General features: G+C 42.8%; 28 protein-coding genes. 11 read left to right on the top strand and 17 right to left on the bottom strand.

Annotated elements, in window-relative coordinates; all coding sequences use genetic code 11:
- Nucleotides 1–190 (top strand): zinc ribbon domain-containing protein (locus tag ACFPZG_RS01075; protein ID WP_381426372.1); only part of this gene is annotated, 190 nt, incomplete at its 5' end.
- 183 nt (nucleotides 191–373) lie between these two features.
- Here ACFPZG_RS01075 and ACFPZG_RS01070 read toward each other — a convergent pair.
- The gene (locus tag ACFPZG_RS01070) at nucleotides 374–532 is read right to left on the bottom strand and encodes a hypothetical protein (RefSeq protein WP_283733592.1); all 159 of its coding nucleotides are present in this window, start codon (nucleotides 530–532) and stop codon (nucleotides 374–376) included.
- Nucleotides 533–680: 148 nt separating this feature from the next.
- Here ACFPZG_RS01070 and ACFPZG_RS01065 point away from each other — a divergent pair, with 148 nt between their 5' ends.
- Both ACFPZG_RS01065 and ACFPZG_RS01060 read left to right on the top strand, forming a co-directional pair.
- Complete coding sequence (locus ACFPZG_RS01065; RefSeq protein ID WP_283733591.1) at nucleotides 681–1931, top strand: hypothetical protein; 1251 nt, start codon at nucleotides 681–683, stop codon at nucleotides 1929–1931.
- 59 nt (nucleotides 1932–1990) lie between these two features.
- Nucleotides 1991–2545 carry a GNAT family N-acetyltransferase gene (locus ACFPZG_RS01060; protein ID WP_283733590.1) on the top strand — a complete coding sequence of 185 codons (555 nt, stop codon included), beginning with the start codon at nucleotides 1991–1993 and terminating at the stop codon, nucleotides 2543–2545.
- A gap of 71 nt (nucleotides 2546–2616) precedes the next feature.
- Here ACFPZG_RS01060 and ACFPZG_RS01055 read toward each other — a convergent pair whose 3' ends face one another.
- On the bottom strand, nucleotides 2617–2766 hold the full coding sequence (locus ACFPZG_RS01055; protein ID WP_283733589.1) for a hypothetical protein: 150 nt from the start codon (nucleotides 2764–2766) through the stop codon (nucleotides 2617–2619).
- Between the two features lie 128 nt (nucleotides 2767–2894).
- Here ACFPZG_RS01055 and ACFPZG_RS01050 point away from each other — a divergent pair, with 128 nt between their 5' ends.
- Complete coding sequence (locus tag ACFPZG_RS01050) at nucleotides 2895–3803, top strand: NAD(P)/FAD-dependent oxidoreductase (protein WP_283733588.1); 909 nt, start codon at nucleotides 2895–2897, stop codon at nucleotides 3801–3803.
- Between the two features lie 178 nt (nucleotides 3804–3981).
- On the opposite strand, the gene ACFPZG_RS01045 is transcribed toward ACFPZG_RS01050, so the two are convergent.
- Together ACFPZG_RS01045 and ACFPZG_RS01040 are read right to left on the bottom strand one after the other, a co-directional pair.
- A complete protein-coding gene (locus tag ACFPZG_RS01045; protein WP_283733587.1) occupies nucleotides 3982–5289 on the bottom strand; it encodes a DUF4179 domain-containing protein in 1308 nt (435 codons plus the stop codon).
- Nucleotides 5282–5800, bottom strand: coding sequence for an RNA polymerase sigma factor (locus ACFPZG_RS01040; RefSeq protein WP_283733586.1), 519 nt, complete (start codon nucleotides 5798–5800; stop codon nucleotides 5282–5284). The genes ACFPZG_RS01045 and ACFPZG_RS01040 overlap by 8 nt, the downstream gene beginning before the upstream one ends.
- A gap of 280 nt (nucleotides 5801–6080) precedes the next feature.
- On the opposite strand from ACFPZG_RS01040, the gene ACFPZG_RS01035 reads away from it, so the two are divergent.
- The gene (locus tag ACFPZG_RS01035) at nucleotides 6081–6320 is read left to right on the top strand and encodes a YkuS family protein (RefSeq protein WP_283733585.1); all 240 of its coding nucleotides are present in this window, start codon (nucleotides 6081–6083) and stop codon (nucleotides 6318–6320) included.
- Nucleotides 6321–6359: 39 nt separating this feature from the next.
- On the opposite strand, the gene ACFPZG_RS01030 is transcribed toward ACFPZG_RS01035, so the two are convergent.
- Both ACFPZG_RS01030 and ACFPZG_RS01025 read right to left on the bottom strand, forming a co-directional pair.
- Nucleotides 6360–7820 (bottom strand): protein adenylyltransferase SelO, encoded by a 1461-nt coding sequence (locus ACFPZG_RS01030; protein ID WP_381426371.1) that lies wholly within the window; start codon nucleotides 7818–7820, stop codon nucleotides 6360–6362.
- 163 nt (nucleotides 7821–7983) lie between these two features.
- Nucleotides 7984–8169, bottom strand: coding sequence for a hypothetical protein (locus ACFPZG_RS01025; protein ID WP_283733583.1), 186 nt, complete (start codon nucleotides 8167–8169; stop codon nucleotides 7984–7986).
- 426 nt (nucleotides 8170–8595) lie between these two features.
- Between ACFPZG_RS01025 and ACFPZG_RS01020 the strand changes: the two genes are divergently transcribed.
- Both ACFPZG_RS01020 and ACFPZG_RS01015 read left to right on the top strand, forming a co-directional pair.
- Nucleotides 8596–9318, top strand: coding sequence for a toast rack family protein (locus ACFPZG_RS01020; protein WP_317940512.1), 723 nt, complete (start codon nucleotides 8596–8598; stop codon nucleotides 9316–9318).
- 100 nt (nucleotides 9319–9418) lie between these two features.
- Nucleotides 9419–10039 (top strand): MjaI family restriction endonuclease, encoded by a 621-nt coding sequence (locus ACFPZG_RS01015; RefSeq protein WP_283733580.1) that lies wholly within the window; start codon nucleotides 9419–9421, stop codon nucleotides 10037–10039.
- Here ACFPZG_RS01015 and ACFPZG_RS01010 read toward each other — a convergent pair.
- The 5 genes from ACFPZG_RS01010 to ACFPZG_RS00990 form a co-directional block, all read right to left on the bottom strand.
- Nucleotides 10008–11057: a DNA-methyltransferase gene (locus ACFPZG_RS01010; RefSeq protein WP_317940511.1), complete on the bottom strand. Its 1050-nt coding sequence runs from the start codon at nucleotides 11055–11057 to the stop codon at nucleotides 10008–10010. The two genes, ACFPZG_RS01015 and ACFPZG_RS01010, sit on opposite strands and share 32 nt — an antisense overlap.
- Nucleotides 11058–11368: 311 nt before the next feature.
- Nucleotides 11369–11491 (bottom strand): putative holin-like toxin, encoded by a 123-nt coding sequence (locus ACFPZG_RS01005; RefSeq protein WP_381426374.1) that lies wholly within the window; start codon nucleotides 11489–11491, stop codon nucleotides 11369–11371.
- Between the two features lie 253 nt (nucleotides 11492–11744).
- The gene (locus ACFPZG_RS01000) at nucleotides 11745–12251 is read right to left on the bottom strand and encodes a DoxX family membrane protein (protein WP_317940510.1); all 507 of its coding nucleotides are present in this window, start codon (nucleotides 12249–12251) and stop codon (nucleotides 11745–11747) included.
- Between the two features lie 537 nt (nucleotides 12252–12788).
- Nucleotides 12789–13226 (bottom strand): NUDIX hydrolase, encoded by a 438-nt coding sequence (locus ACFPZG_RS00995; protein ID WP_283733577.1) that lies wholly within the window; start codon nucleotides 13224–13226, stop codon nucleotides 12789–12791.
- Nucleotides 13227–13244: 18 nt separating this feature from the next.
- Nucleotides 13245–16382: a DEAD/DEAH box helicase gene (locus ACFPZG_RS00990; RefSeq protein ID WP_317940509.1), complete on the bottom strand. Its 3138-nt coding sequence runs from the start codon at nucleotides 16380–16382 to the stop codon at nucleotides 13245–13247.
- A gap of 206 nt (nucleotides 16383–16588) precedes the next feature.
- Between ACFPZG_RS00990 and ACFPZG_RS00985 the strand changes: the two genes are divergently transcribed.
- Nucleotides 16589–16738: a hypothetical protein gene (locus tag ACFPZG_RS00985; RefSeq protein ID WP_283733576.1), complete on the top strand. Its 150-nt coding sequence runs from the start codon at nucleotides 16589–16591 to the stop codon at nucleotides 16736–16738.
- A 220-nt stretch (nucleotides 16739–16958) separates the two neighbouring features.
- Nucleotides 16959–18149, top strand: a complete 1191-nt coding sequence (locus ACFPZG_RS00980) for a M14 family metallopeptidase (protein WP_283733575.1) — start codon at nucleotides 16959–16961, stop codon at nucleotides 18147–18149.
- A 197-nt stretch (nucleotides 18150–18346) separates the two neighbouring features.
- On the opposite strand, the gene ACFPZG_RS00975 is transcribed toward ACFPZG_RS00980, so the two are convergent.
- Nucleotides 18347–19198, bottom strand: a complete 852-nt coding sequence (locus tag ACFPZG_RS00975) for a dimethylarginine dimethylaminohydrolase family protein (RefSeq protein WP_283733574.1) — start codon at nucleotides 19196–19198, stop codon at nucleotides 18347–18349.
- A gap of 130 nt (nucleotides 19199–19328) precedes the next feature.
- On the opposite strand from ACFPZG_RS00975, the gene ACFPZG_RS00970 reads away from it, so the two are divergent.
- Nucleotides 19329–20069: a YqcI/YcgG family protein gene (locus ACFPZG_RS00970; protein ID WP_283734562.1), complete on the top strand. Its 741-nt coding sequence runs from the start codon at nucleotides 19329–19331 to the stop codon at nucleotides 20067–20069.
- A gap of 126 nt (nucleotides 20070–20195) precedes the next feature.
- On the opposite strand, the gene ACFPZG_RS00965 is transcribed toward ACFPZG_RS00970, so the two are convergent.
- Together ACFPZG_RS00965 and ACFPZG_RS00960 are read right to left on the bottom strand one after the other, a co-directional pair.
- Complete coding sequence (locus ACFPZG_RS00965) at nucleotides 20196–20612, bottom strand: VOC family protein (protein ID WP_283733573.1); 417 nt, start codon at nucleotides 20610–20612, stop codon at nucleotides 20196–20198.
- A 290-nt stretch (nucleotides 20613–20902) separates the two neighbouring features.
- Nucleotides 20903–22300, bottom strand: a complete 1398-nt coding sequence (locus ACFPZG_RS00960; RefSeq protein ID WP_381426370.1) for a D-serine ammonia-lyase — start codon at nucleotides 22298–22300, stop codon at nucleotides 20903–20905.
- A 313-nt stretch (nucleotides 22301–22613) separates the two neighbouring features.
- Between ACFPZG_RS00960 and ACFPZG_RS00955 the strand changes: the two genes are divergently transcribed.
- On the top strand, nucleotides 22614–23027 hold the full coding sequence (locus ACFPZG_RS00955; protein WP_317940507.1) for a hypothetical protein: 414 nt from the start codon (nucleotides 22614–22616) through the stop codon (nucleotides 23025–23027).
- A 322-nt stretch (nucleotides 23028–23349) separates the two neighbouring features.
- Here the strand turns inward: ACFPZG_RS00955 and kynA are convergent, their stop codons facing one another.
- The 3 genes from kynA to kynU are packed head-to-tail and all read right to left on the bottom strand — an operon-like array spanning nucleotide 23350 to nucleotide 26065.
- Entirely contained in the window at nucleotides 23350–24177 is an 828-nt protein-coding gene (gene kynA / locus ACFPZG_RS00950) for a tryptophan 2,3-dioxygenase (RefSeq protein ID WP_317940506.1), read from the bottom strand.
- Nucleotides 24165–24797: an arylformamidase gene (gene kynB, locus ACFPZG_RS00945; RefSeq protein WP_317940505.1), complete on the bottom strand. Its 633-nt coding sequence runs from the start codon at nucleotides 24795–24797 to the stop codon at nucleotides 24165–24167. Before kynB ends, kynA begins: the two co-directional genes overlap by 13 nt.
- A complete protein-coding gene (kynU, locus tag ACFPZG_RS00940) occupies nucleotides 24794–26065 on the bottom strand; it encodes a kynureninase (protein WP_317940504.1) in 1272 nt (423 codons plus the stop codon). The genes kynB and kynU overlap by 4 nt, the downstream gene beginning before the upstream one ends.
- Between the last annotated feature and the right edge of the window lie 102 nt (nucleotides 26066–26167).

Genomic DNA, 26167 nt, shown 5'->3' with positions numbered 1-26167 from the left:
CAAGCGTTTCCTCAAAATCGATAAATGGTTTCCATCGTCTAAGATGTGTTCGGATTGCGGAAATGTGAAGACCGCCCTATCCCTTTCGGAACGAACATACTCCTGTGAGTGCGGGTTCGTGTCTGATCGGGATTGGAATGCCGCCATAAACATCAAAAATGAAGGCAAGCTGATCATAGGTTTGTCCTAAACAAAAAAACTCTTGGTCCAAGAGGGTTAGCTCGGTCATTTTTCGTTGGCTAACAGAAGCAACGATAAGTCGAGAAGCCCCCACTTCAAACGCGAAGCGTTAAGTGGTGGGTAGGTTCACTATAGTGGAGGTTTAAAGGCATAAAAAAGATGCTTTCCGTTTGGAAAGCATCTCAGATATAAATCAAGGTTTTTGCTGTCTTTTCATTTCGCTTCGCGCTTCTTCCTTAATCGATTCCATCTCCATCTCCGCTTTTTTTGCGGCGTCATTCGCAATCGACGATGGTTCTTTTGCCCGTGAATTATTCTGTTTATCGTCCTTATCGCCAGCATAGCTTTTCATGATGATCACTCCTTTTGTTGATACTTAAAGTATTCCCTAAATAGTAGTCATCCAAAACCAAACTTGGCCATGTATTAAAAATCAGATGTTTCATTACATGGCATAGATGGCAAAATATGATACCATCGTTCTACAAAGGAGCGATTCGATGGATAAAAGAATAAAAGCAATTGCCGATAAGGCGCGGATGGATTTTGGCCTTGAACGGTATCGCCTTGGACGGTATACGTTTTTTGAAAGTCGGAAAAATCCTAATTTCATTTTGAATATGGAATGGTTTCCTATCGACTTTGAAGGACCGGTTGAAGAGGATATGAATCCGGATGGAACGGCAAGCATTGATTTCGACATCCAAAGTGAACGATTCACAAGTGCGATTTTCACAATGGGAAGGTCCTATTCAACTGCCCAACCTTTCAAGGTTAAAACGATTGAAGAAGCCGCGGCTTGGTTGGAGAAAATAACCAATTTGGCATACAAGCATGATTTTTTTGCTGAACAAGCAAGTGAAAACGGATTCCGGTTCATTGCGAGAAAAGACGGCGTTAAACTTTCACCTAGTTTCCAATTGAACGTCGAGTTCGATAACGATGGAAGGTTGCTTCTTTTTTCCACATATGGCGAAGCACCAAATTGGGCGCTCATAGAAAAACAAAAATTTAATTTAACACTCGAAGAAATCGAGCCGATTGTCAAAGAACATCTCACCCTTGTCAAATTCCCTTCTGAATCGGAGGAAAGATTTGTCCCTGTCTATGCAATTGATGAGGTTTATGTGACAGCGGACGGAAAACGAACCATTCCATTTTTGTTGGATGATCGAACGACATTAGAAATGGATCATTTGATGGAATGGGATGAACCATTGGAAGGCAAGATTGAGAGACAATCCTTTAATTTCACAAAAGAAGTGAGTGCTGATGAAGCTTTCAATTCGGATACTGTGGAAGATATCGTTTTAACCGATGAAAAGATTGATGCTTGTGTCAAACTTGTCCATGATGCATTGCGAATGGAGTACCCCGAAGACAGTGGAAAGTGGACTTTGAGGGAACTTCGCCCAACACAGACACATATCGAAGCTATCTGTTATGCAGACAATCCCGACAATTTTATTTTCCGTCCGAAAATGGTACTGATTATCGACAAGGATGCGGCGACCGTCATTAATTTGGTTGACAATAAAGGGATGTTCGACATATTCAATTCATTCACACCTGCACCGGAACCAAAAGTCGACCACGAAACAGCTTTTGAAAAGATGGTTCCTTACATTACATTGGATCCCGTCTATGTCTACGACAAAGAGCTTAAGAAATACGTACTCTGTGGATTAATCGATTCCGAACAGGCAGTCGATGCTGTAACCGGTGAAGTCTTGGATCTCCGTGACCTATAATTACAAAGAAAAAACAGCATGATTATAATATTAGTTCAGTTGATGAGGAGACGAGGCAAATGGTTCGAAATGCGACACAAGCTGACCTCGATTTTTTGATTCGTATTGACTTAAAAAACGATGGATACACAGTTTCAGATAGGCTAAAACTAACAGATCAAGAAAAAATGGAACACAGTAAGAAAATAGAACAATTTCTCATTTCACCCGATAAAGGTGCATTTATTATTGATGATTCGGTTTTTAGTGAACCCATTGCAATGGTAATGTTTTCTGTAGCAAATAGAGATACCATTTATCCTTGGAAAACAATTTTCAACGAGTTAGACCGTAACCTATTTCAAAGTGATGGAAGGTTTATTGAAATATTTCAGTTATGGGTACATCCGAGTTTTCGCAGATTAGGTTTAGCGACTAAACTAAAACTCAAATTGGAAGAAGAGGCTTATCATCGTGAAATTGATGTAATTTATACGCATACAGAAGAAAATAGTCATCACGTTATTGAGTTAAATGAAAAAATCGGATACCAAGAAGTTCGGCGTGGTCCAATTTGGGATGACATAAGTCGAGTAAGTTTAATTAAGAAACTAAAGCGTTCTTTAGTTCAATAAGGACAGAAAATATTCCGCCAAAACAAACGCTCAAATTGAGCGTTTGTTTTTTTTAGTATAAGGCTGTTTTTTCATCTTACAAATGCATAATACAAAACATAAAGCCAACTAAGAATCCCATGGAATATAGCCCAGAGTATCGATTTATGGACACTCCAGGAAATGACGACCGCCAAGCAAGTTCCAAGTCCAATACCGCCCTCCACCACTTTGTTCTTCACATTTCATCCCCCCCTACGTCAGTATATTACAACCGATTCTTTACATGAACCAAAATCTTAATTTATTCAGACATGAAGCTTACATCTAATGCGGAAGGGTAAACTGAACTAAAAAGGATGAACCATTGATGAATTATGAATGTGCGATTATTGGCGGTGGGCCAGCTGGATTGAATGCGGCGCTTGTACTTGGACGAGCGAGACGAAAAGTGCTTCTTTTCGATTGTAATGAACCAAGGAATAAGCCAACACGAATGGCTCATGGGTTCCTCACCCGTGATGGCGTCCCTCCAGCCGAACTCAGACGCCTGGCCCATTCAGAGCTTGCCAAATATCCATCCGTGGAAATAAACTGCGGAAAAGTTGTTTCCATCAGGCGGCTTGATAAAACACATTTTGAATTAAAAACCGAAAAAGAGGTCTTTCACTGCAGTAAAATCATTTTGGCAACAGGATTAAAGGACGAACAACCCAACATCCCTAATATCGAGAAGTTCTATGGAACGAGTATATTTAGTTGCCCCTATTGCGATGGATGGGAGCTACGTGATCGACCACTTGCCGTTATCGCGGATAAAAATGTATTCAAGCTTGCGAAGGAAGTGTACATATGGAGCCGGGACTTGGTAGTTTTCACGAACGGTGAGGGTCGGCTTGAGTTAGAAGAACATGATCAATTGCTCGCCAAGGGAATTCAAGTATATGAAGACATTATCTCCGGGCTGGAAGGCGAAAACGGACAGCTTCGAAGCGTTCGCCTCGAAGATGGCACGCTTATTGACCGATACGGAGGATTCGTCACTCCCCTATGGAGCCACCCCAACAATTTCGCGGAGGAGCTTGGTTGTGACCTGAATGAATACGGCGGCATTAAAACTGATGAATATGGTAGGACAAATGTTTGGAATGTCTACGCCGCCGGGGATGCAGCGAATATTGTCCCCTCCCAACTCATTATCGCAGCCGGTTCCGGGAGTGCAGCTGCCATCGGAGTAAACGGCGACTTGACGAATGAATTTTTTGATGGCTCATTGTAGAAATAGAGTCGAGTTTTGCTCGAGTTTGATGTGGTTTTGCTCGAGTTAGGCATAGTTATGCTCGAGTTCGGAGGTGTTATGCTCGAGTTCAGCATAGTTTTGCTCGTACCGGGACTTTTGAATCATACAAACCACAGAAAAAGCGCTGTCCACTCCTCCGGACAAGCGCTTTTTCCACCTATTTCACTTCCACTTTTACATTACCTGTAATATAATTCGGGTAATTCGTTAGGTCAAAGCGAAGTGGGTTGGTATAATCAGTTGTTTCAAACGTCATATCCCAATGCCTGATTTCTTCTTCCATATACATACCCGTTGATGAAATATATATTTCTTTACCATTTGCATCTATGCCTGTCGAAAAGATGTCGTAAGAGTGATATTGATCCCCTCCTGAGTCCGGCATAATAATATGCAATCCCGCTTTCGATGCGCTTAAAATCTGCAACTTTCCATCTTTCGGACCATCTAATATTTGGCCTTTTTCCGTGTCTACAAGCAATGTTGCTTCATCCTTATCCAACGCCTGCATTTTATTGATACGGAGGTAGAGCTTTTTGGGTTGCTCAAAGTAATTGCTTTGTAGAAAATAAGTTTCACTGCCCATTGCCGTCACGCCGTTCATGATGGAGCCCCACACCTCGCCTTTTTCATCCTCTAATCGCATATCTTCAAATTTAAGGATCTTCTTCGTATTGGCTTCATCAAAGGCAACTTTTACAGCTACACGTAAAGGATAAATGGTGATTTCCTTGATCGTTAATTTTTGAGATTCAATCTCGATTTCTTCATTCAATACGAAAGTCCTCCCCGGTTTTACGTTCTCCCGTAATTCGAATGGCAATGAAAACGAAATATCTTCCCCTTGGAATGTAACATCCATATCCAAAATGAAGGATAGATTCTTAAATTGCACCGGATTTTCAAAATGGTATGTAACCCGATTGGCTACTTCCTTCGGATTATTATCAACGTCTATACCTCCGTAAGAAATGCCGCTTGCTGGAATCCCCTCTTCATGCTTTAAGTCAACAGTCTTGATAGAAAGTGACTCCAATCTATCTATTGATTTGAATGTGTAATAAATATTCATACCCGTTTCATCCAAAATTGCACCGTCTATCGTCAACGTCAGCCCATTTATCGTTTGGAATGAATCTACCTTTTGATAATAATCATTTTTAAAAATGGCTTCCAGGCCTTTATCATACTGAATTAAATCCACAAACTTCTCCATGCCCGGTATTGACGCCACCGCGTTTGCAAATGCCGGTGACACGCGGATAGACGTAACAAAGGTGGCAAATAGAAATGCCGCGGCAACCAATGACCAAACCCGGGTCCGTTTTTTCCTTGCCTTGATCTTTTCACGCTTCGCCCGGTCAAATCCTTGCCGAATCGCCTCGTCCGCTTCGTCTAAAGGAAGTTGGATCTTCTCCAACTGCTCTTTCATCTCCAACAGTTTTTCTTCTTCCTTCTCATACATGATCCATTCCTCCTTTATCCCCGAAGTGGGCTCGAAGCGACCTCAAAATTTTATGCAGTCTCGATTTGACAGTGCCTTCCGGTATACTCGAAATTTCCGCAATCTCTTTTATCTTCACGTCTTGAAAGTATTTCAGATAAATCAATTGCTGTTCATCTGGTTTCAATGTGGCAAGTGCTTCAGCCAATTCCAATCGATAGTCATCTTCTTTGCCGGTCGTTTCGTCCACTTTGTCAGTCATGACATAGCGTTTTCCTCGCTTCAACTGATCTTGGCAATAGTTCATCATAATTCGGATGAGCCATGTCTTTACATAAGCTGGTTCCCTGACAGTATGAATCTTTTTATACGCTCGATAGGTTACTTCCTGTAGCGCCTCCAATGAATCCTGTTCATTTTTCAAGAAGGCGATTGCTGTTCGTAATAGTGCTTCTTTATGAATTTGCATTAGTGAAAGAAAGGCTTCGTCGTCCCCGCCAATCGCTTTTTCACTTATCTCTCTCTCGTTCATTTCCCCACCTCACTCGCCCTTCCTATACATTAGACAGCGGAAACCGGAAAAGGTTCATTTTATTTTTGCATTTATGTATTTTAGTTTAAGCAGAAAGTCCCGTTTTGGAAATATAATCACGTATTCGATGGATATATTCACGGATTCAATAGATAAATTTAAGTATTCGACAGATAAACGTGCCTATTCAATAGATATCTCTCAAAATCTTCATTCATAAATCCCCACCCAACGGGAACAGTATATTGAAACCATTTTTCGAGCAAAGGAGGAAACTGAATTGATTAAAATTGCTGTTGAACAACCGTATGAAGACGTTATGACAGCCCTTCAAGCTAAAGGGTACGAAGCAAAGATGTTTAACACGGATGAAGATGTCAAAGGTTATGATATCGGCGTAGTTCGTGCCATCAACGAAGGGAATACACATGAATTTGATTTCCCTGTTGTATCGATGAGAGGCATGTCCCTTGAAGATGCCGTGGATGCCGTTGACCAGAAAGCAAGACTTATGCAATAAAAAGAATCCGTGGCGACTGCCGCGGATTCTTCTTCATTCTCAAGTGCCGCAGAACGTCTGATAAGGGGTTGTCGATGTGGACGGCGCGGTGTATTCAGCTTGTTCAGCCGTGTAAGCGTAAGGGTCGGCAAGTACTTCCAATAAGCGCTCCATCACACTGAAGTCCCCTTCAATCGCTGCATCCATTGCTTCCTCAACCCGGTGGTTACGTGGGATTACTGCTGGGTTGTTGTCCCGCATCAATTGTTTACATTCTTCATCCGATTGTGATTGACGAGAAAGTCTGTCCTGATAGCGTTCAAGCCATTCGTCAAATCCAGAGGTTTTACACATTGGCAACTCCTCGAGTCGATCATTTGTCAAAGCCCGGAAAGTATTCGTATAATCCGCGTGATTGGTCTTCATCAATTGCAAGAGATCCCTCGCAAGCTTTACATCCTGTTCCTCTTCATTGAAAAGGCCAAGTTTGCTTCTCATCCCGGATAGCCAATACGAATGATACAGTTTACCAAATCCGGACAATACTTGTTCCGCAATCTTAATTCCCTCTTCCTGATCATCATGCAAGAGTGGTATGAGTGTTTCCGCGAAACGAGCAAGATTCCATTCTGCGATGCCGGGTTGATTGCCGTAGGCGTAGCGACCTTGCCTGTCAATGGAACTGAAGACGGTCGCTGGATCATATGCATCCATGAACGCACAAGGCCCGTAGTCAATTGTTTCACCGCTTATTGTCATATTATCCGTGTTCATGACGCCGTGAATAAATCCGGCAAGCTGCCATTTGGCGATTAACGATGCTTGGCGATCAATTACCTTTTGAAGCAGTGACTCATAGCGGTTCGCATCACCCGATACTTCGGGATAGTGTCGTTCGATTGCATAATCCGCCAAAGCACGTAAATCAGCAATGACTTGCCGTGCAGCAGCGTATTGGAACGTTCCAACGCGCAGATGACTTGCCGCAATTCTTGTCATAACGGCTCCTTCAAGTGTCTCTTCCCGGTGCACCGGATCTCCCGTTACAACGACTGATAGGCTCCGAGTGGTGGGAATCCGAAGGGCATGCATTGCCTCGCTAATGATAAATTCACGCAGCATCGGTCCAAGTGCCGCGCGACCATCGCCGCCCCTCGAAAATGGAGTCCTGCCCGAGCCTTTCAGCTGTATATCCACTCTTTTGCCGGATGGAGTTATTTGTTCTCCAAGCAATACGGCCCGTCCGTCACCAAGCATTGTAAAGTGCCCGAATTGGTGTCCCGCGTATGCTTGCGCAATCGGTTGTGCGCCTTCAGGTATCTTGTTTCCTGCAAAAACAGCAAGTCCATCTTCACCTTCGAGCGCCCTTTCATTCAATCCAAGTGAAGCGGCCAAAGGGTAATTCAAAATCACCAATTCAGGTGATGATGACGGTTCCGGCAAGGTTTCCGCATAAAATTCATTGGGCAGCTGAGCATAGCTGTTGTCGAAATTCCATCCGATTCCATCAGTCTTTATCATAGTTTCCACTTCCTTATTGAGCATCCTTACAATAAGTATACCCTGCATTTGTGGAATCAAAGAAAGAAACGAGTAAATAAAAAATCCACCCAAACGAAGATCTCGTTCAAAGATGGACTCATTGTATTCGCAACTTCTCAAATAGAAGATAGATTCATTCCGATCAAATCCACCGCGGTCTACGACGTGGACTCTGTTCCTTACTTTTACTCTCCCCTTCTAATTGGTGAGTATGGTTACTCGCAAGCCGGCCATTTCTACGAGGATCCTGTGATATGATTTCGTTCATCCCGGAAGTACCAGCTTTACCCATTACTTTTCGAATTTCATCTTCAAAAAAGAGCGACATGCTCAAACCTCCTTTCCCGTTGTATGGAAAAAGGATTCGTCAAAGCCCCACAACACTCTGCCCCCACGCATATCCTCCCTCGTCTTAATTTACGCTGTTAGTTAAGCGGGATAGGAGTTAAGTGCACAATCGATACAAAAAAACTTACCGATACCATACTACATTTCCATTAGAACCGTTACAATAATACCTAATGCCAATCCTATAACGAAGGTAGCTCCATAAAGTAACACCCGCTTCAATCCCTCATCCTTTCACCATGTCTTTTATCCAATGTATTAATGAAGCGAGCAAAACATGTTTAAATGCTTGGACACTACTTACTTCTCAGTCCTTAGACTTACTGTAAAATCATTCATGCGACTGGTAGATTATTCTATAAAATAAGCTATGATTAATGAAAAGGGATGAGAGGAGAACATATTTGTGAATAAACTATTATGGATTGCCCTAACGGCTGGTTTAATTGTCATATTAGGGATTTACGGGTACAACAAATGGTCGGCGAGTGCTGCTGGGGACGAGGTTTCGATTACAAAAGACAACGCGGAATCTTTAAAAGTGAATATCGACTTTGGTGTAGGAAACCTGTACATCAGCGGAGACTCCAAGGAGTGGGTTAGTGGGGATTTTTCTTATAACCATAAAAAACTTGAGCCGAAAGTGAATTATAAGCTACGTAAAAATGTCGGCCACGTTGACATTAAGCAAGGTTCTGTCACAATGTTAGGATTCAATAAACGCAAATGGAAGAATGATTGGGATCTACAACTGACCAATGATATTCCAATCGACTTGGAGATCGATATGGGTGTTTCAGATTCAACATTGGATTTGAGAGGCATTCAACTGAATAGCCTCGTAATCAATAGCGGTGTTAGTGATTCTACCATTGACCTAAGTGGGAAGTGGAAAAAAGGGTTCCGTGCGGATGTGGATTTGGGTGTTGGGGATGTGACCTTCATCCTTCCAAAGGATACGGGTGTCCGTATAAACGTCTCGAAAGGGCTTGGCACATTGGGCACGAGAGACTTTATCAAGCAAAAAGATGGTGTTTACGTCAATGAAGCGTACGCGAAGTCTGATGTTATCATAGACGTTTTCCTCAATTTCGGTGTAGGGGATGTAGAATTTAAAATTGTTGAATAGAAAGTAAAACAGCGCCTACGGGAATTTCCGTGGACGCTGTTTTCATTATTACACTAAAATGTTATAAGATAGAGTAAGAACGATAAAGGAGAGGGTTTAAATGAAAACGATAGGGAAAATAAACACCGATTATATTTATGCCGCAAATGACACCGTTCCACGCGAGTTTCCAAAATATACAACACAACTCATGAATTTGGCGAATAGCAACGCACAAGGGACCCGCCCAAATGTCGTGGGACCGATGGCAACGTATTTCCAAGAGTTTTTGGATGAAATACCTGCTCCCTCCATTGAAGACTGGGAAAACTGGTATACAGATCGTGAGCCGGCGGCAAAAGAACGTGCAAAGGCAAGGATTCTTCCGCAAATCGAACGGTTAAAAGAGGCCATTCAGTTAATCGATGAATCGCTTGTTGATAAGTGGTTAGATGATTTACTAATCGATAAGACGTACAACGGCTTATATGTACAAAAAGCAATCATACAAAAAGTTAGTGAACATTTCGATGTGCCTTTTGCCGTTTCGTCTGCTGCAGATGAAAGCAAAGGAATTGATGGATATATTGGAGGAACGCCGATTTCCGTTAAGCCCGAATCATACGAGAGTTTGAAAAAGTCAAAAGAGCAAATCGACGTTCCTATCGTTACCTATAAGGTGAATAAAAGCAGTAGGAATATTGAAGTGTTTATTCCTTCGGATTTAGATCCTCATGAGTGACTGTTACAAATTCATCTTCGTGAAAAATGTCATTAATTATCGATAATTTGATATTTGTTTCCTGCCGTGTTTTTACTTTTGTATTCAAATGATCATTCTCATACCATTTATCTTTACCAAGCTCCAATTGCTGTTCGATAAATTCTGTGTGTCGCTGGAATCGTTTAACGACAATGTCATTCAGCTGTTCCTTGAGCAATAATGCATTGTTTGTAACCGTTTCTGCAAGGAGCGGATCAATTTCTACCCCGTAGCTATTACGCCCCGTACACATCGCAGCAAACATTGACGTACCAGTTCCAACAAATGGGTCAAGAATCGTGTCGCCTTTCATCGAATACATATTTATGAGGCGATAGGCAAGTTCGAATGGATAGGCGGCACTTCTTTCGCGCCCACTTGCGATGTTTTTAAACTTCTGGGATTTACCCTGGAACTCCCACAGATCGGAGAACCATTGATTTCGTTCCTCCCAAAAAAATGCACTTTCCTGTCGAAGAGCTTTTTCATTGTTTTTAAATACACGTTTTCCACCTTTACGGAAAATAAGTATGTATTCATGTTCATACGTAACATAAGCACCGGAAGGCAGCATACCTGAACCCATGAATTTATTCGGGGCATTTGTCGTTTTTCTCCAAATGATATCCGGTAACACCGAGTACCCCATTGAAACGAATTTCTCTATGATTTTCGAGTGGTTGGAGTACATTTGGAAGTGTCCATTGATTGTCCTCGTTGCATCTCCGATATTAATACAAACAAAGCCATGATTCGCTACTTTTTTATCTACTTCTTCCCAAATATCGTTTAAAACATCATGCATGAGATCGAATGCTTTATATGGTTCAGTCATTAAATGCTCTTCTATTTCCGGTTTTTGCTTCATGAAAATTTCATCCCACATCTCGATCATCGGATATGGTGGGGATGTTATAACTAATGAAACAGACCCGTCAGGTATTTCTTGTAAGTTGGCAGCATCTTTATTCAAAATACAATGCTTTGTCTTGTTCATTTGTATATCATCCTATTCTAAGTCATATTGTCCCCATTATACCGAAAATGCGTTCGTACTGCAACAGCGGGACGAACGCATGAGGTCTCGACGAATTCTCTCAGGAAAATAAATTCAAGAAACTTACGTATCCCGCAAGTTGAATAAAAACCATGATTTATGTATACTAAAGGTAGTAGCGTATATAGTAAAAAAGACCGTCCAATCTAGTACATTGAACGGTCAATAGAATAGCAATAGGTCCCCAAGGGGATCGGAAGTTAGTAGTGGAAAATAATCCATCCTAAATGAGCCTCTAACTCAAGGATGGATTATTTTTTTTCGTTTTTTGCTGACAAAAGAGCTACGATTAATGCCGCGAATGTAAAAACGAGCATTAGTGCTTCAAATTCAGTCACATCGACCACCTCCCTCCACGGGAAATGACCGATCATCTTAGGGATACCTATGCTATTGTTTTTTATTTTACCACACATACGTTCGCATTGAAAGTATTATCACCGAACAATTCGGACAAGCCTTCGTATTGAACAAATGCGGATTATACGGGAATGCCCTTATCCCGAACATCTTCCGCCATTCGAATATAATCCTCCAACCAAGATCACAATAAAAAAATATAATTGTAGTAAAAAAAAGCTTGTTTTGTCTATTGGGACAAAACAAGCTTTTTCAAATTCTATACCGTTAACCGGCACTTGTACCAATTGCTGGATCCAAACGTCTATTTTCGACATCTTTTTTGATTGTCGGAATGTAGAGACGATCGATGCCAAAGTAAGCTGCACTTTTCGCCATGACTAAAAGAAGTACGGCGACTAACAACAAAGTAGGATTTAAACTGATTGTTCCTGCCCAAAGGAAACTCAAATTCATAAAGCCGCCAGCTACCAATGCCGGAATTGTTAATGCACCGAGAACGAGGCCCAATCCAACCAGTAATTCTCCCCATGCAACAAGGAAGCTAAATAGTCCAGAGTTCGGAAGGGCTACGGTTTCAAGAAACGAAGCATACCATCCTTGTACAACTGCATTTTCTCCTTGCGATTTCGCGATGGCTCCCTGTATAAATCCACTTGCATCAAACCCTGTCGATACTTTTCCAAAACCAGCTTTCAACCACTGAACACCTAACCAAACGCGTAATACTGTGAGCAATGCAGCAACTATTTTATTCTCAAAAATTTGTTTCATGTCAATTCCTCCTATGTGATGTTTCATTGGGTTATAACCTTTTGTTACTCTTACTATAACGCGGAAGAAAAGGGCGAACAACTTGTTTGTGAATGTTTTCACAAAGTAGACACGAAACTTTGTCATGTTTGCGAAAACATTCACAAGGTCATTTATTTCATTCAAAAGGAAGGAGGAACATGAAAACAATTGTTGATCATCTTGGAAGAACTGTTACCTATTCCGTTCCGCCGAAACGGATTAACTCGATGCCCGTGAATCACGGAGACGTTATATGCTTTGCAGCTTAGTGCTTACAGGCGGGCAGGAGTTCATACCAACACAAAAAAACGAATGAGTGATGGATTCAGCTCATTCGGATGAAAATTTTTCTTTGGCTTTTGGCCCGCCGTCTAACTGTCTACGCTTAATGATGAAGGTTACCCCTCATCCACTAAGACTCGCTACGGGCGAATGGCTAATTCTTACCCGGCGGGAATCCCCCCCGCTATATGTTGCAACCTTGCTCGGTCTCTCAACCTGGTACCTTTCACTCAATTAAACTGGAATCCCCTTAACCCGAACATCTTCCGCCATACGAATATAATCCTTCAAATACTCCTTGGCATCGGGATGCTTATACACTTCTTCAGGCGTCATCCAATACAAATCCGCCACCTCATCAGCACTCACCGCATACGGCTCACCACTGAATTCCTCGCATAAGAAAATGACATTCACCACCGGCTCCCCATGATCCGTCACGAAGCTTGTACTATGCACATAACGTGGTCGCCCCTCGATGATAAGTCCCACTTCCTCCTCCACTTCCCGTATAATTGTGCGCTCTAAAATATTAGATGACGCACCTTCCAATTCGACTTTTCCACCAATTAGCGCTATCCCCCCTGGGGCGTGTTCTTCCTTTTCACTGCGTTTACAGATTAAATAGTGGTTGTCTTTGTAGATGGCTGCTTCTGTGTTGATGATGAACATTGGTAGCCTCCTATATCCTTATTGAACTCCCTTTTTAGCTTCCCTTAGCAATCGAGCCGGCATTGCTTCATGTAAACGCCATTCAAAACTAATCGGCCTATTCCCCTCATGTCTTACATAATCTGCCGTTCCTAAGAACACAAAAGGTGATGTATATCTATCTTTTTGCCTATACTCCCGGACAAACAAAGCGATTTTGTTTCCTGTTTTCCGTTGATTAATATATCTCTTTCCTGTCGGGCTTGTGTCAGATGTTTTATTTTGTGATTGCCAATGAAATAACATATCGCTAATAGCATAATCCTCGTACTGTGTTGATGGTGAGAAGTCCTTGTCCGACTTGTTAAGCGTAATGAAAAAGATGTCAGTCTGTTTATCCTCGAAATATTTGACCCCTTCCCTAAATGCAGGTTTAACGTCTTCATTAAAGTAACCAAATGCAGCAAGGACTTGATCTGAGGTGTATTGCGCATGTACTCGAAGTGGCGATGTAAATTCAAATGGTGAAGGTTTTTCAACCGAAAGAATTCGCCCCATACATACCTCAAGAACCTCAAGAATCTCTTTTTTCAGTACATCATTTGCAAAAAGCTCTTGTACTCCGGCATGCATCGATTCAAAACCTGCATTTTTTGGCGGAGTGTCAAAGAAAGAATAATAGAGCATTCCAACCATCAACTGTTGTTCTTCGTTTTCAATTACACCATCTTCCAAGTACTTCTGTAAAAACCTAATAAGGTCCACCGAATCCAAATGGAACAATGAATGAATACGCTTTATAAAAATCCCCTCATACTCACTTTGAAAGGGCTCAGATATTCCAGCTTCTACCTTTAACCTTTCAAATGACCTATTTCTACCTGTTCCATAAAAATCCGCAAGTGTAAGATGATGATAATGAAGAAAGTTTGATAACGTTAGCTTCTCCCCTGTATCTTCCTCAAAATATTTAAGCTTTTTAATCAAGTTCTGCTTCGTGTTTTTCACATCTTTTACGTTACGTAAAATGTACTCCTTTGCTATTTTCTCCATTTGAATGACGGATCCTTTCGGCAAATGAAAGAAACCATTCTCTATATAGTGCTTAATCGAGTGCTTTGTCCGTCCAACAAGCGCTCGGAACTTTTCTTCGAACGGGTAATCAGCATGAGCTTGCCCCACAAAATCCAATACAGTCAGACAATCCTTGTTATCCGATAGACGTAAACCACGTCCTAATTGCTGCAAGAAAACAGTTAGACTTTCTGTAGGTCGAAGGAATAAAACTGTATTAACTTGCGGTATATCAATTCCCTCATTGTATAAATCCACAACAAAAATGAATTTAATTTCACCGCTTATCAATTTTCTTTTCGCTGTATCCCGTTCATGATCAGACGAATCCCCGTGTAAAGCGATGGAAGGAATTTTCTTTGAATTAAAGTAAGCAGCCATATATTTTGCATGCTCAACTGACACACAGAAACCCAATGCTTTTACCTGATTCAAATCAGTAACATAGCGATTGATGCTCTGGATGACAAGATCACTTCTTCGATCGTTAGATGTGTAAACTTTTGTAAGCTCGTCTGTATCGTAACCTCTCCTTGACCACTTAATGGCCGACAGGTCTACATTATCTGTCACACAAAAATAATGAAAAGGACTTAATAACTTTCGGTCAATTGCCTCTGTCAATCTCATTTCGGATGCGATTCTATCGTCAAAATAGCCTAATACATTTTGATTGTCCATTCGTTCAGGAGTAGCAGTTAACCCTAATAGAATACTTGGTTCATAATACTCCAATAAGGCCCGATATGTAGGCGCCGTCGCATGGTGGAATTCATCCACAATGATAAAATCATAAAAGTCAGCGGTTGTTTTTTCTATCATCTTTCGACTATTCCAGCTCTGAATACTCATAAAAAGATGATTAAAAGAAATAGGTTCAAAACGACCAACAAACATTTCACCAAAGTTAGCATCCTTAAGTATCGCGCGGAAAGTATACATACTTTGTTTAAGAATCTCTTCACGATGTGCAATAAATAGTAACTTTGCATTTGGTTTCTTATGTAGGAATCGCTTAAAGTCAAATGCAGAAATGACAGTCTTCCCAACTCCTGTAGCCGCCACAACTAAGTTTTTCATATGTCCATGAACAGTACGCTCCACTTCAAGTTCATCTAGTATTTCTTGCTGATAATGATACGGCCGAATATCAAGGAAATATTGCTCTTTTGTCTCTGCTACTTGATCTTTTATTAATGATTGGCGAACCTTAGACCAGTTTTCTTCATCATCAGCAGACAGACTTTTAAACTCTTCGTCATTCCAGTAACCTTCAAATGTAGCTTCGAACTTTCGTATAATATCAAATGAATCTTTCTCCGTTACTTTTAAATTCCACTCAAGCCCTGATGTTAATGCTGGATTTGAAAGATTTGACGAGCCTATATAAGCAGTACTAAATCCTGTTTTACGTTTAAATAAATAAGCTTTCGCATGTAAACGTGTTCTGTCTTTATCTAACGAAACACGAATTTCGGTATTGGACAGCTTACTTAATTCTTCAAGTGCTTTAAAGTCAGTGGCTTCCATGTACGAGGTAGTGATGATTTTCAGATAGCCCCCTCGTTCGGTGAAGTCACGAAGCTCTTCGATAATAATTCGAAGTCCAGACCATTTTATAAAAGATACAAGCCACTCAATTTCATCCGAAGTGGCAATTTCCTTTTTCAACTCCTCTAACATATTAGGCTCAGCATGTGATCCGGTGAATAACGAGCTTTGCGTTAAAGGTGTAATGGGACGAAGTATTTTCTTCTTACCTAAGGATTGAGCCGTATTAATTGTCTTATAGATGGAGGTCAGAATTTCAGCATGCTCATCTAATTTAAGCTCCTCAAAATCAGCATCGTCTAATTTTTGATGAAGTACATCAATAATTTCATTACAAATTTGAATTTGTCTAAGAAGGGCATCCTCCTTATTTCCACCATCTCGAATATGTGATAATGCATTTTTAGTTACTGTTGAGATATAACTGGATAAAAGCACTCTTGCCTCTGCTTCATCTATCCCTTCCTTCCCCACAGCAAAGATATCAGGTAGCTCTTCTAATTCACTCTTAATTTTATTATTTATTAACTGCTCGTATATTCCTTCTTGCATTTACTTTCACCCTTTCAATAGTTCATACTTAGTTGGTGCTCAATTCACAATTATAGAAAATATATTAATTCCATTATATCACTCCGTTTATCTTCGGCAGCTAAATGTTTAACAACTCATTTTCAACGTTCAATAAACTTCTTTTCCACATAGATTTAACCGAATTGGATACGCTAACTATAAACTTTATAGGGAGTGATTTTTGAATGATGCCGGAACGCGAACCGCTTGCACAGTTGAATGATGAGCAGATGAAGGCTTTGAGTGCTTTTGAGAAAGAGTTGGGTGTGACGTTGGTTGCTTATGAAAGTTTGTTCGATGACTCGAAGGATCAGATTATTGAATCGGATGTTTGAGTGTAAATCGGTAAAGGATAGATGCAAGCAGAATAATTCTGCTTACATCTATCTTTGATAAACATTTTACAAGGCTATTCGGAGGCTATCTTCGGGTAGCCTTTTTTTGTTGGGCGGAAATGGCTAACACTGTTCATTAAGCGTTCCTTCCTAAAGCGAGTATTACATCCCCGATCATACTTCATATACTGGTATGAGTTATGTAAAGAGGAGGAATTACGTGGACATTACAGTGCGACCTGGAAATTCGCTCTGGTATTATAGCCAGTTGTTTAGGGTTCCGCTTCAATTGATCATAGATTCGAATCGTGATGCAAATTTGCAGATTCTTTCGGTGGGGCAACGGATTCGAATTCCGGGATATGTCGCATTTGAGGTGCCAATCAAACAAGGGGATTCTTTGTGGTTGATCGCGCAGCAAAGAAATATCCCTCTTGAGGCAATTTTCCTTGTGAATCCAATGCTGGTTCCAAATCGCCTTCAAGTCGGGCAGACTATCCGCGTTCCATTGCGCATCACATGGAGGCTTGTCAACGGGAAGCAGACGTATGGCTATGAGACGATGGTGAACGACTTGAGAAGGCTTCAATCTGTGTATCCCTTCATATTGAACACTTCTATCGGGAATTCGGTTCTTGGAAAGAGCATTCCTGAGATTCGCATTGGAACCGGTCCGAAACGGGTTCATTACAATGCTTCCTTCCATGCGAATGAATGGATTACAACGCCAGTCGTTATGACCTTCCTCAATGATTATTTGCTATCTCTTACGAATCAAACTCCGATACGCGGCTTATCTACTATCCCTTTGTACCAGCAATCCACTTTGTCTATTGTCCCAATGGTAAATCCTGACGGCGTTACACTTGTCCAGCAAGGGCCACCGGAGACGGAGCCGTGGAGAACGAGAGTTGTGGAGTGGAATAATGGGAGTACGGATTTCTCAGGATGGAAGGCGAATATTCGGGGTGTCGATTTGAATGATCAGTTCCCTGCAAATTGGGATTTGGAACGGGCACGCAATCCGAAAACCCCGGGTCCAAGGGATTACGGTGGAGAACGACCACTTTCTGAACCGGAAGCGATTGCGATGGCAGATTTGACGAGGGAAAGGGATTTTGCGCATGTACTTGCGTTCCATACGCAAGGCGAGGTCATCTATTGGGGATATCAGGGGTTGGAACCGCCTGAGTCGGAAGCGATGGCCAATGAATTTAGCCGGGTAAGCGGATATACGCCGGTCCAAACACTCGAAAGCTATGCAGGCTACAAGGATTGGTTTATTCAAGATTGGAGAAGACCTGGATTTACTGTTGAAATGGGCTCTGGAATTAACCCATTGCCAATCAGTCAGTTGGATGAGATTTACGAAGAGGTGTTGGGTATTTTTCTTGCTGGATTATATTTATAGGTGTTTGTATTGCGCTGCGGTAATTTTATGCGTGATTGAGGCGATTTATGCGTGTAAATGGTGATTTATGCGTTAGTTGGCGGCTTTATGAGGTTTTGAACGAATTTATGCGTCTTTCTGAAGTTTTATGCGTGAGAATTGGTAGTTATGCGTTTTTGTAGTTTATTCCATCAAAAAACCTCACGTCATGTGAGGTTTCATTCTCGTTCGAGGGGCATTGAACAGCATCTGAACGAGCCGCCGGATTTGATGATTTCGGAGAAGTCGACTTCGATGACTTCGAATCCGTGGGCGCGCATTGCTGTGTTGACGTTTGCGTTTTGTGGAAGGCTGAATACTTTGCCGCCCCCAATGGATAATACATTTGTGCCCATTGTAAATTGTTCTTCCGGGGACACGTCGATCAGCTTGTATGTGTTTGAGAGTGTTTCGACCATGTCTGCTGATAGGGCTTCCGGGAAGATGAGGCCAATTTCGGGGGACAGTATGTTGAATACACAATCAAGGTGTAAGTATTTTTCATTGAATGGTACGCGAATGATCTTGTGTTTTGGCAAATCTCGTTGTAAATTGCGAACTGCTTCTTCAGACGTACGGCTACTGATGCCGACGTACACTTTATTGCGATCGACAATGACGTCCCCGCCTTCAACTCGGTCCGTCGTCGTCTGGTATGGGATGTTTTCATCCTCGAGAAATTCCTCGAGCGCCTCTTCTTCACCTTTTCGGATATCGCTTGCCATTTCGGAAACGAATATATCCTCTCCGACCGTGAAGCCGATATCGCGCGTGAACACTTGCTCAGGAAATTGTTCCGAGGAAGGGAGTGTGATCACTTCCACACCATGTTCACGGAGAAGCATTTCAAATTCCTTATGTTGCTTCATTGCCAGGTCCCTATCAATATTTTCGTCTGCGTATTGTTTTTGGGTGTCGTTGATAACATCTTCGATCGCCATGAATTTCGGCTTGCAAAGGATAACTCTCTTTAAAGTATCATATTCTGTATTAACATTGGTTTTTGATTGATCTTCTACAGGGGAACTCATGCATTCATCCTCCACATCTTTTTACTCCATCTCAACTATTCCCTTTTCTGTTCAAACTAAACACCTTGTTTTAGGCTTCCCTGATGAGGAAAGTGAATAACTGAATATGGATTGGAGGGAATAGCAATTGATAAATGAAAAGACAAATACGTTGTTGACGAAAGAGGATTTTACAGCTCGGCTTGCTTTGCCGAAATGGCTATTAGAAAGCTATCGGACGTTCCATGAAACCGTGACGGATAAGACGTTTCCGTGCTATTTCGGCATGGGCGGTGAATTGAAGGGTGAATTACGTTATGCGTATGTGACGCAGAAGGATTGGTCAAACTTGCCTTCTGCACTTTATGCATTTTTGAAGTTGTTCGATGATCCGAAGCATAAACGGCATGGACTGTTCGTCTTCGTAGAGCCTTTTGAAACGGAGGCTGATTTGGAGGCGTATCGGAAGCAGTTTTGGGACATTCTACAATATTTGCATGACGTGGATGTGGTGGAATGGCCAGCTGATAGTCCCCGCGATCCCGATCATTATTTGTGGGATTTCCATTTTGGCGGCGAGCCAATTTTTGTGTTTGGAAATGCGCCTGCCTATAAGCAGCGGAAGACACGGGATTTGGGGCAATCAATGGTGCTCGGCTTCCAACCAAGACGTATTTTCGAAGGATTGAAGGGCACTGAAAAAGGAGGCATTATGTCTCGCGAAAAGGTGCGTGAACGTGTCGAAGTGTGGGATCAATTGCCGAAGCATCCGGATATAAGCCATTACGGAGACCCAACCCATAATGAATGGAAGCAATTCTTTATCGGTGATGACATTGAACCGATTGTCGGGAAATGTCCGTTTTCGCATAAGGAGATGAAAAGTGAGTGAATGATGTAACAAGGGTTGTTGGGGAGAAAAGTACGATTGCTCATATTAAACAATCGCACCCATCAGTTAAGTAACCTAATTTGAGTTTCTGTTTAGACACTCGTCACGGAATGGCGAATCGGGTTTTCAGCCTTGAGGCAGTTTGCTCATGTCCATGTACAACGCATTCCACCGATGACCGTCTGGATCGGCAAAACCGCAGCCGTACATCCAGCCACCCTTTTCGCCAGGCTTGCTGTATATAGTTCCGCCGGCACGTTCGGCTTTCAAGGCGAACTCATCAACTTCATCTCTGGAGTTCGCCCCCAGACTGAATAACACTTCAGTACCCTGCCACGATTCTGCAACCGCATTACCAGCAAGTCCGTGGAACGTGGATTCCGGGAAGAGCATTAAAACAACCTGATTGTCGCCGATGATCAAGCTGAATGAGCCTTCTTGACTCGCATACTGCTCATTCAACCGAAAACCGAGCTCGGTATAAAACGCCTTTGCCCGTTCTGGTTCTCTCACTGGCAGGTTCAACCATAATTCTCTCGACATACCTAACAACCTCCTGATATAGAGATGAAATAATCACTCACCCTAAATAAGTTCAATGCCTATATATATCTTTCCTTCTTGTTTAGAATTAATTCATTTTTCAATTATCCTACCACGTGAGCGAAGAACATTATTTCACAGCTTTTATAATTTCCCCAGTTTCATTTCCCGATTGACTCCACTGAGGAATGCGGCCAACTCAACATTCCTCAGTCACAATTGACAAAATATTTCCCGAAGTGTGTCGATTTCCCGGGAAATCAGTCATTATTTCCTGTCGATTTTTCTGCTTATTTCCCTGATCCTTCAGTTCTTGCCCTGCCGATTCCATAATACATATTCATTTCCGTCTCAGGCACCATGCCGCCACCAGTTGCCCAAACGAGATGGGTTGCGGTTGGCGAATCTGCGAAAGTGACTTGGTGGCGAATTGTTTGGATTGGCCCTGTCATTCCTGCGAGTGCGGACGGTTCAAGACGAATGTCTTCGGTGTCAGCAATCATTGTAAGGAGTTCGAACATCGTATCATCCGAGATTGTGTAGCAACCTTCAAGTAACAGTTCCATCTTTTTGCCGACGAAACCTGATGGTGTACCTACCGCAAGCCCATCGGCTGCTGTTTGATTGTCTAAACCGAAATCTGCAACAGACACTTTGTCATGCAATCCTGTCATCATACCGATTGTCATGCATGGGGAATGTGTTGGTTCAGCGAAGAAACAATGGACGGCATCGCCAAATTGAAGCTTTAGTCCAAACGCAACACCACCTGGTCCCCCACCTACACCACAAGGTAAATAGACGAAGAGCGGATGATCATTATCGACTTTTATTCCCTGTTCGTTTAACTGTGCCGCGACGCGTTCTCCCGCTACCGCGTATCCAAGGAATAGGTCGAGTGAATTTTCATCGTCTACAAAATGACAGAGCGGATCAGCTTCGGCTTGACGTCTTCCTTCTTCGACGGCTTTGCTGTAGTCATCCGCGTACTCAACGACCGTAACTCCTTTTTCACGTAAAAGATCCTTCTTCCATTGCTTCGCGTCTGCGGACATATGGACTGTGACATTGAATCCAAGTTTCGCACTCATAATGCCGATGCTTAAGCCCAAATTTCCCGTCGATCCAACAGCAATCTTATGTTTCGCGAATAAATTTCGTAATTCCAGTTCCGCAAATTTTGTATAATCATCGGATTCTTTGACGAGTCCATGTTCAAGGGCAAGCGTTTCGGCATACTTCAACACCTCATAAATGCCGCCACGTGCTTTGATAGAACCCGAAATCGGGAGCGCATTGTCCTGTTTTAAAAGCAATTTCCCGGGGATATCTGTGTTGAATTTTACAGCAAGTGATTCTTTCATTTTAGGAATGGATGTAAGTGGAGATTCAATGATACCTTTTGAATTTGCAGTTTCGGGAAATACTTTCTCGATATATGGGGCAAAGCGTTTCAAACGATTGCTTGCATCTTCGACGTCATTTGCTGTAATGCCGGATTGGGAAATGCCTACTGTACTGTCACCGTTTAGTGGATTTCTCCATAATACCTCTCTTTTTTCTGCGATTTCTGTGAGGAGTGGCAATTTTTCTATCCAGATTGTTTTCTCGGTTTGATTCACCAATGATTCCCCCTGTCTGAATGATTTGACTTCAGTATAACATGCTTTGGGAGCTGCTTTATTCATAAATTTATTGGTGAATCAGGAATTACGGGAGTCAGCTGCGATCTAAAGTCGATGCGGTTCTATGGGAAGTCAACGCCGCTCTACGGGAAGTCATCAGCGTCCTATGGGAAGTCCGCACCGTTCTATGGGAAGTCGACGCCACTCTACGGGAAGTCCCCGACGTTCTTTGGGAAGTCAATACCGTTCTACGGGAAGTCGGCCACAATCTACGAAAATTCGGTCGCGTTCTTGGTATCATCGCCCTCTGCACACACCGTCGTACTTTGATGTGAATATTCTAATACTAACAACGTCAATGATGGTGGTGATTTGCATGGAGAGTGCGGGGATTTTGGCAGGGCCAATTTTACGGCGCGAGGATACGGAATCTGTTACCATTCGGGTGGCAGCGGACCGTCCTGTTGAGGTGGACTCAACCATTTATTATCTTGACAATTTTTTCCCACTTCGCACCACTACGACTTCAAAAACTATAAAAGCAGGCCATCGTTTGTTCATTCACTTATTGCAGGTGCATGGGCAGTTTCCAACGGATACGCTCCTTGGATACGATCTGCTTTTTCGCAATGGGAAAAGAATCTATAATTTAGCCACCTTGGGCTTGAATCCTAAAAATGAATATTCCATTCCCTATGATGGACTCCCTTACTCTACGTTTTTCATCCCCGCTTCAGCAACTCCAACTTTTCTGTATGCATCTTGTAGAAATTTCATTGAAAGGGGATGATGCAGTCGTTACTGGGGATGCGCTTTTACGCCACTGACTCCTATTCATCAATCATTTGGTCAGTCAAAAATTGCAAACGGGTTATGTGTCTATAGCGCTAAAAGGTTGGGGCAATGGGCCACAACGGTTCGAGGAGGGGTTCCTACAGTCGATGAGAAATTATTTCGACGGGTTCATTGCTGATTCAACTGCTTAAGCGTTATTTATTACTATAAGAACTTTGCATTTCAATGAGAAAAAGCTTCGCCGGATGAGTTAGTCTGGCGAGGCTTTTTGCAATTAATTGACTGAAAGGGCTGTCTGGAATAAACAGCCCTTTCCCTCATAACTTCGTTCGTACATCCCAGAGTTCCGGAAAGAATTGATGATCAAGTACGGATCTCAAATACTTTACGCCGGACGAGCCTCCAGTCCCTGTTTTTGAACCGATTATGCGCTCAACTGTCTTCATATGCCTGAAGCGCCACTGTTGGTGACTATCCTCGATATCAACAAGTTTTTCAGCAAGCTGATACAGATCCCAATAGCGGTCAACATCACGGTACACTTCAAGCCAAGCTGCCGCTACCGTTGGATCACCTTGATACGTGATCGAGAAATCACGAGTCAGCAAATCGAGATTGATTGGGAAGCCTGCTTGACGAAGGGCATGGATAGCGACATCATAAATTCCAGGTGCCTCAAATGCGGATTTTAATTCACGAGCAAGATCTTGGTCCTTCTCGTAAATCTTCAAAATATGCGGTTGCTTATAGCCGAGCGCGAATTCTATCAGGCGATTCTGATAGGATTGGAATCCCGATGCCCGGCCAAGGCTTTCGCGGAATTCCGTGTATTCGGCGGGCGTCAATGTTGAGAGGACATCCCATGCCTGGATGATTTGCTCTTGAACCCTTGAAACACGTGCAAGCATTTTGAACGCCTCAGGAAGTTCATCCTTCTCGATTGCCGCGATTGCAGCATTAAGTTCATGCAAAATGAGCTTCATCCATAACTCTTTCACTTGATGGATGACGATGAACAGCATTTCATCATGGTGGCCGGATAAGCGTTCCTGGCTCGAAAGGACTTTATCCAAACGCAAGTATTCTCCGTATGTCATATTGTCTTTGAAATCCGTATGAATCCCTTTTTCGCTCACGCTTCCCACCTCCGGACAACCGCGCGAACCGGGCTTCCGTCCCCGCCTTTAATAGGCAACGGCAACGCAATTAATTCGTAATCACCAGGCTCGACGTCAGCAAGTACGATATTTTCCAAAATGAGAACCCCGTTATCATGGAGCGAATGGTGCGCATCAAGGGTCTTGCTTGGCTCGGGATCGACGGATGGCGTGTCGATGCCAATAAGTCGTACCCCTCTTTCCTTCAATAAGGAGCCAATATCCGCACGCAATACGGTGTACGATTCCGGAAAAACGTCTGTATCGGGTCGGCTTAACGTTTTCAATAAAATCCGTTCAACACCTTCGAAATCAATTGCTTCCAAATCCGAACGCCCCACACTTTCGAGCCCTGTCACATCGATGACCTTTGCTCTTCCGATATAGACGTCAATCGGCAGTTCATCCACTTTCAGGCCTTCATCATCGTAGTGGAAAGGAGCATCTATATGTGTCCCGGTATGCATGCTTGTCGTCATTTGCCCAATATTAACCGACCCCGTGAATGCTTTCAAAAACTTGACTTCATATTGGAATGGCGTATCCCCAGGCCACTCTGCGATGCCGTTATGCAATGGCTGCGATATATCAATCCATTTCCCAGTCATGCGACGACCCCCCGTTTATTCTCAAACTTCTCATAGCGTTTTTCATCCATGATGACCTTCAGCTTTTGAACGGTATGCCAGACGTCCTCGAATGAATTATAAAGGGCTACCGGTGCAAGCCTGATTCCGTTTGGTGTACGGAAATCCGGGATGACGCCATCTTCTTTCAACGCCTTGCAAATTCGCGCCGCCTCTTCGTGCTCAAGCAATAGATGCCCCCCACGAGTTTCGTCGACCGGATTACCGATTATGAAGTTAGCATCAGTGAGTTCCTGTTCTACCAATTCAAGCATATAAGCCGTTAATTCCAATGACTTTTCACGTATTGCTGCCATGCCGACTTCCTCGAACATTTCGAGCGAGCCGATGACTGGCGCTAAGCTTAACACATGCGGCGTCCCGATCTGATAAGCCCCCGCGTCTTCGGCAGGATCCATCTTGTGATCCATATCGAACTGCGACCCCTTTTTCGATCCAAACCAGCCGGCAAGTCCAGGCGTTTTGCCGAAATGCTTTTCATGGATGAATAAACCACCGACGGAACCTGGCCCGCCATTCAAATGCTTATATGTGCACCAAAAAGCAAAATCTGTCCCCCAGTCGTGGAGTTGGTGCTCGACTGCCCCGATTGAATGGCATAGGTCGAAGCCGATAGGGATATTCCGTTCATGCGCCGCCTTAGTCAATTTTTCCATATCAAGCACTTGCCCACTGCGATAGAGGACAGCTGGCAAAGCGATAAGCGCCACGTCCGTTGTCATCGCTTCGATAATGTCATCTTCCTGCAAATAGCGGCCATCACGGCTTTTCACTCGGACAAGATGTTCATCCGGATCATATCCTTTAAGCTGCAGCTGACTTTTCAACGCATAAATATCTGACGGAAAGTTCAATTCGTCTGCAAGGATTTTCGTTTTATTGCCGTCAGGCTTGTAAAATGTCGAGACAAGCTGATGGAGATTTGTTGTCGTGGAGCCCGTTGCGATTGTCTCTCCTTGCATGCCACCGACAAGCGGCGCCATTTTCTCCCCCACCTGTTCGGATAAATAAAACCATGGATGCTCCCCCTCCGTCCATCCGTCGATTCCAAGCGTCTTCCACGTATTAAGCAATTCATGCAACGTGCGCTCCGCCCGTTTGGATAATAAACCAAGCGAATTGCCGTCCATGTAAATCGAGTTGGCCGGAATGTAAAATTCGTTTTTGTAAGGGGCAAGTTTATCTTGCCGATCCCGTTCCTGTGCATGTGAAAGTGTGTGAAGTGTCATACTAATCCCCCTTTTGTGTTCCTATGAAAAGCATAGCATACGGGTGATGTGATGGATATCCGAATTTGTGGACTTTTCAGGGTTTGGAGGGTGGAGCTTTGG

Source organism: Sporosarcina thermotolerans (assembly GCF_042658975.1).
Taxonomy (GTDB): domain Bacteria; phylum Bacillota; class Bacilli; order Bacillales_A; family Planococcaceae; genus Sporosarcina; species Sporosarcina thermotolerans.
This window is presented reverse-complemented; position numbering and strand designations above follow the sequence as displayed.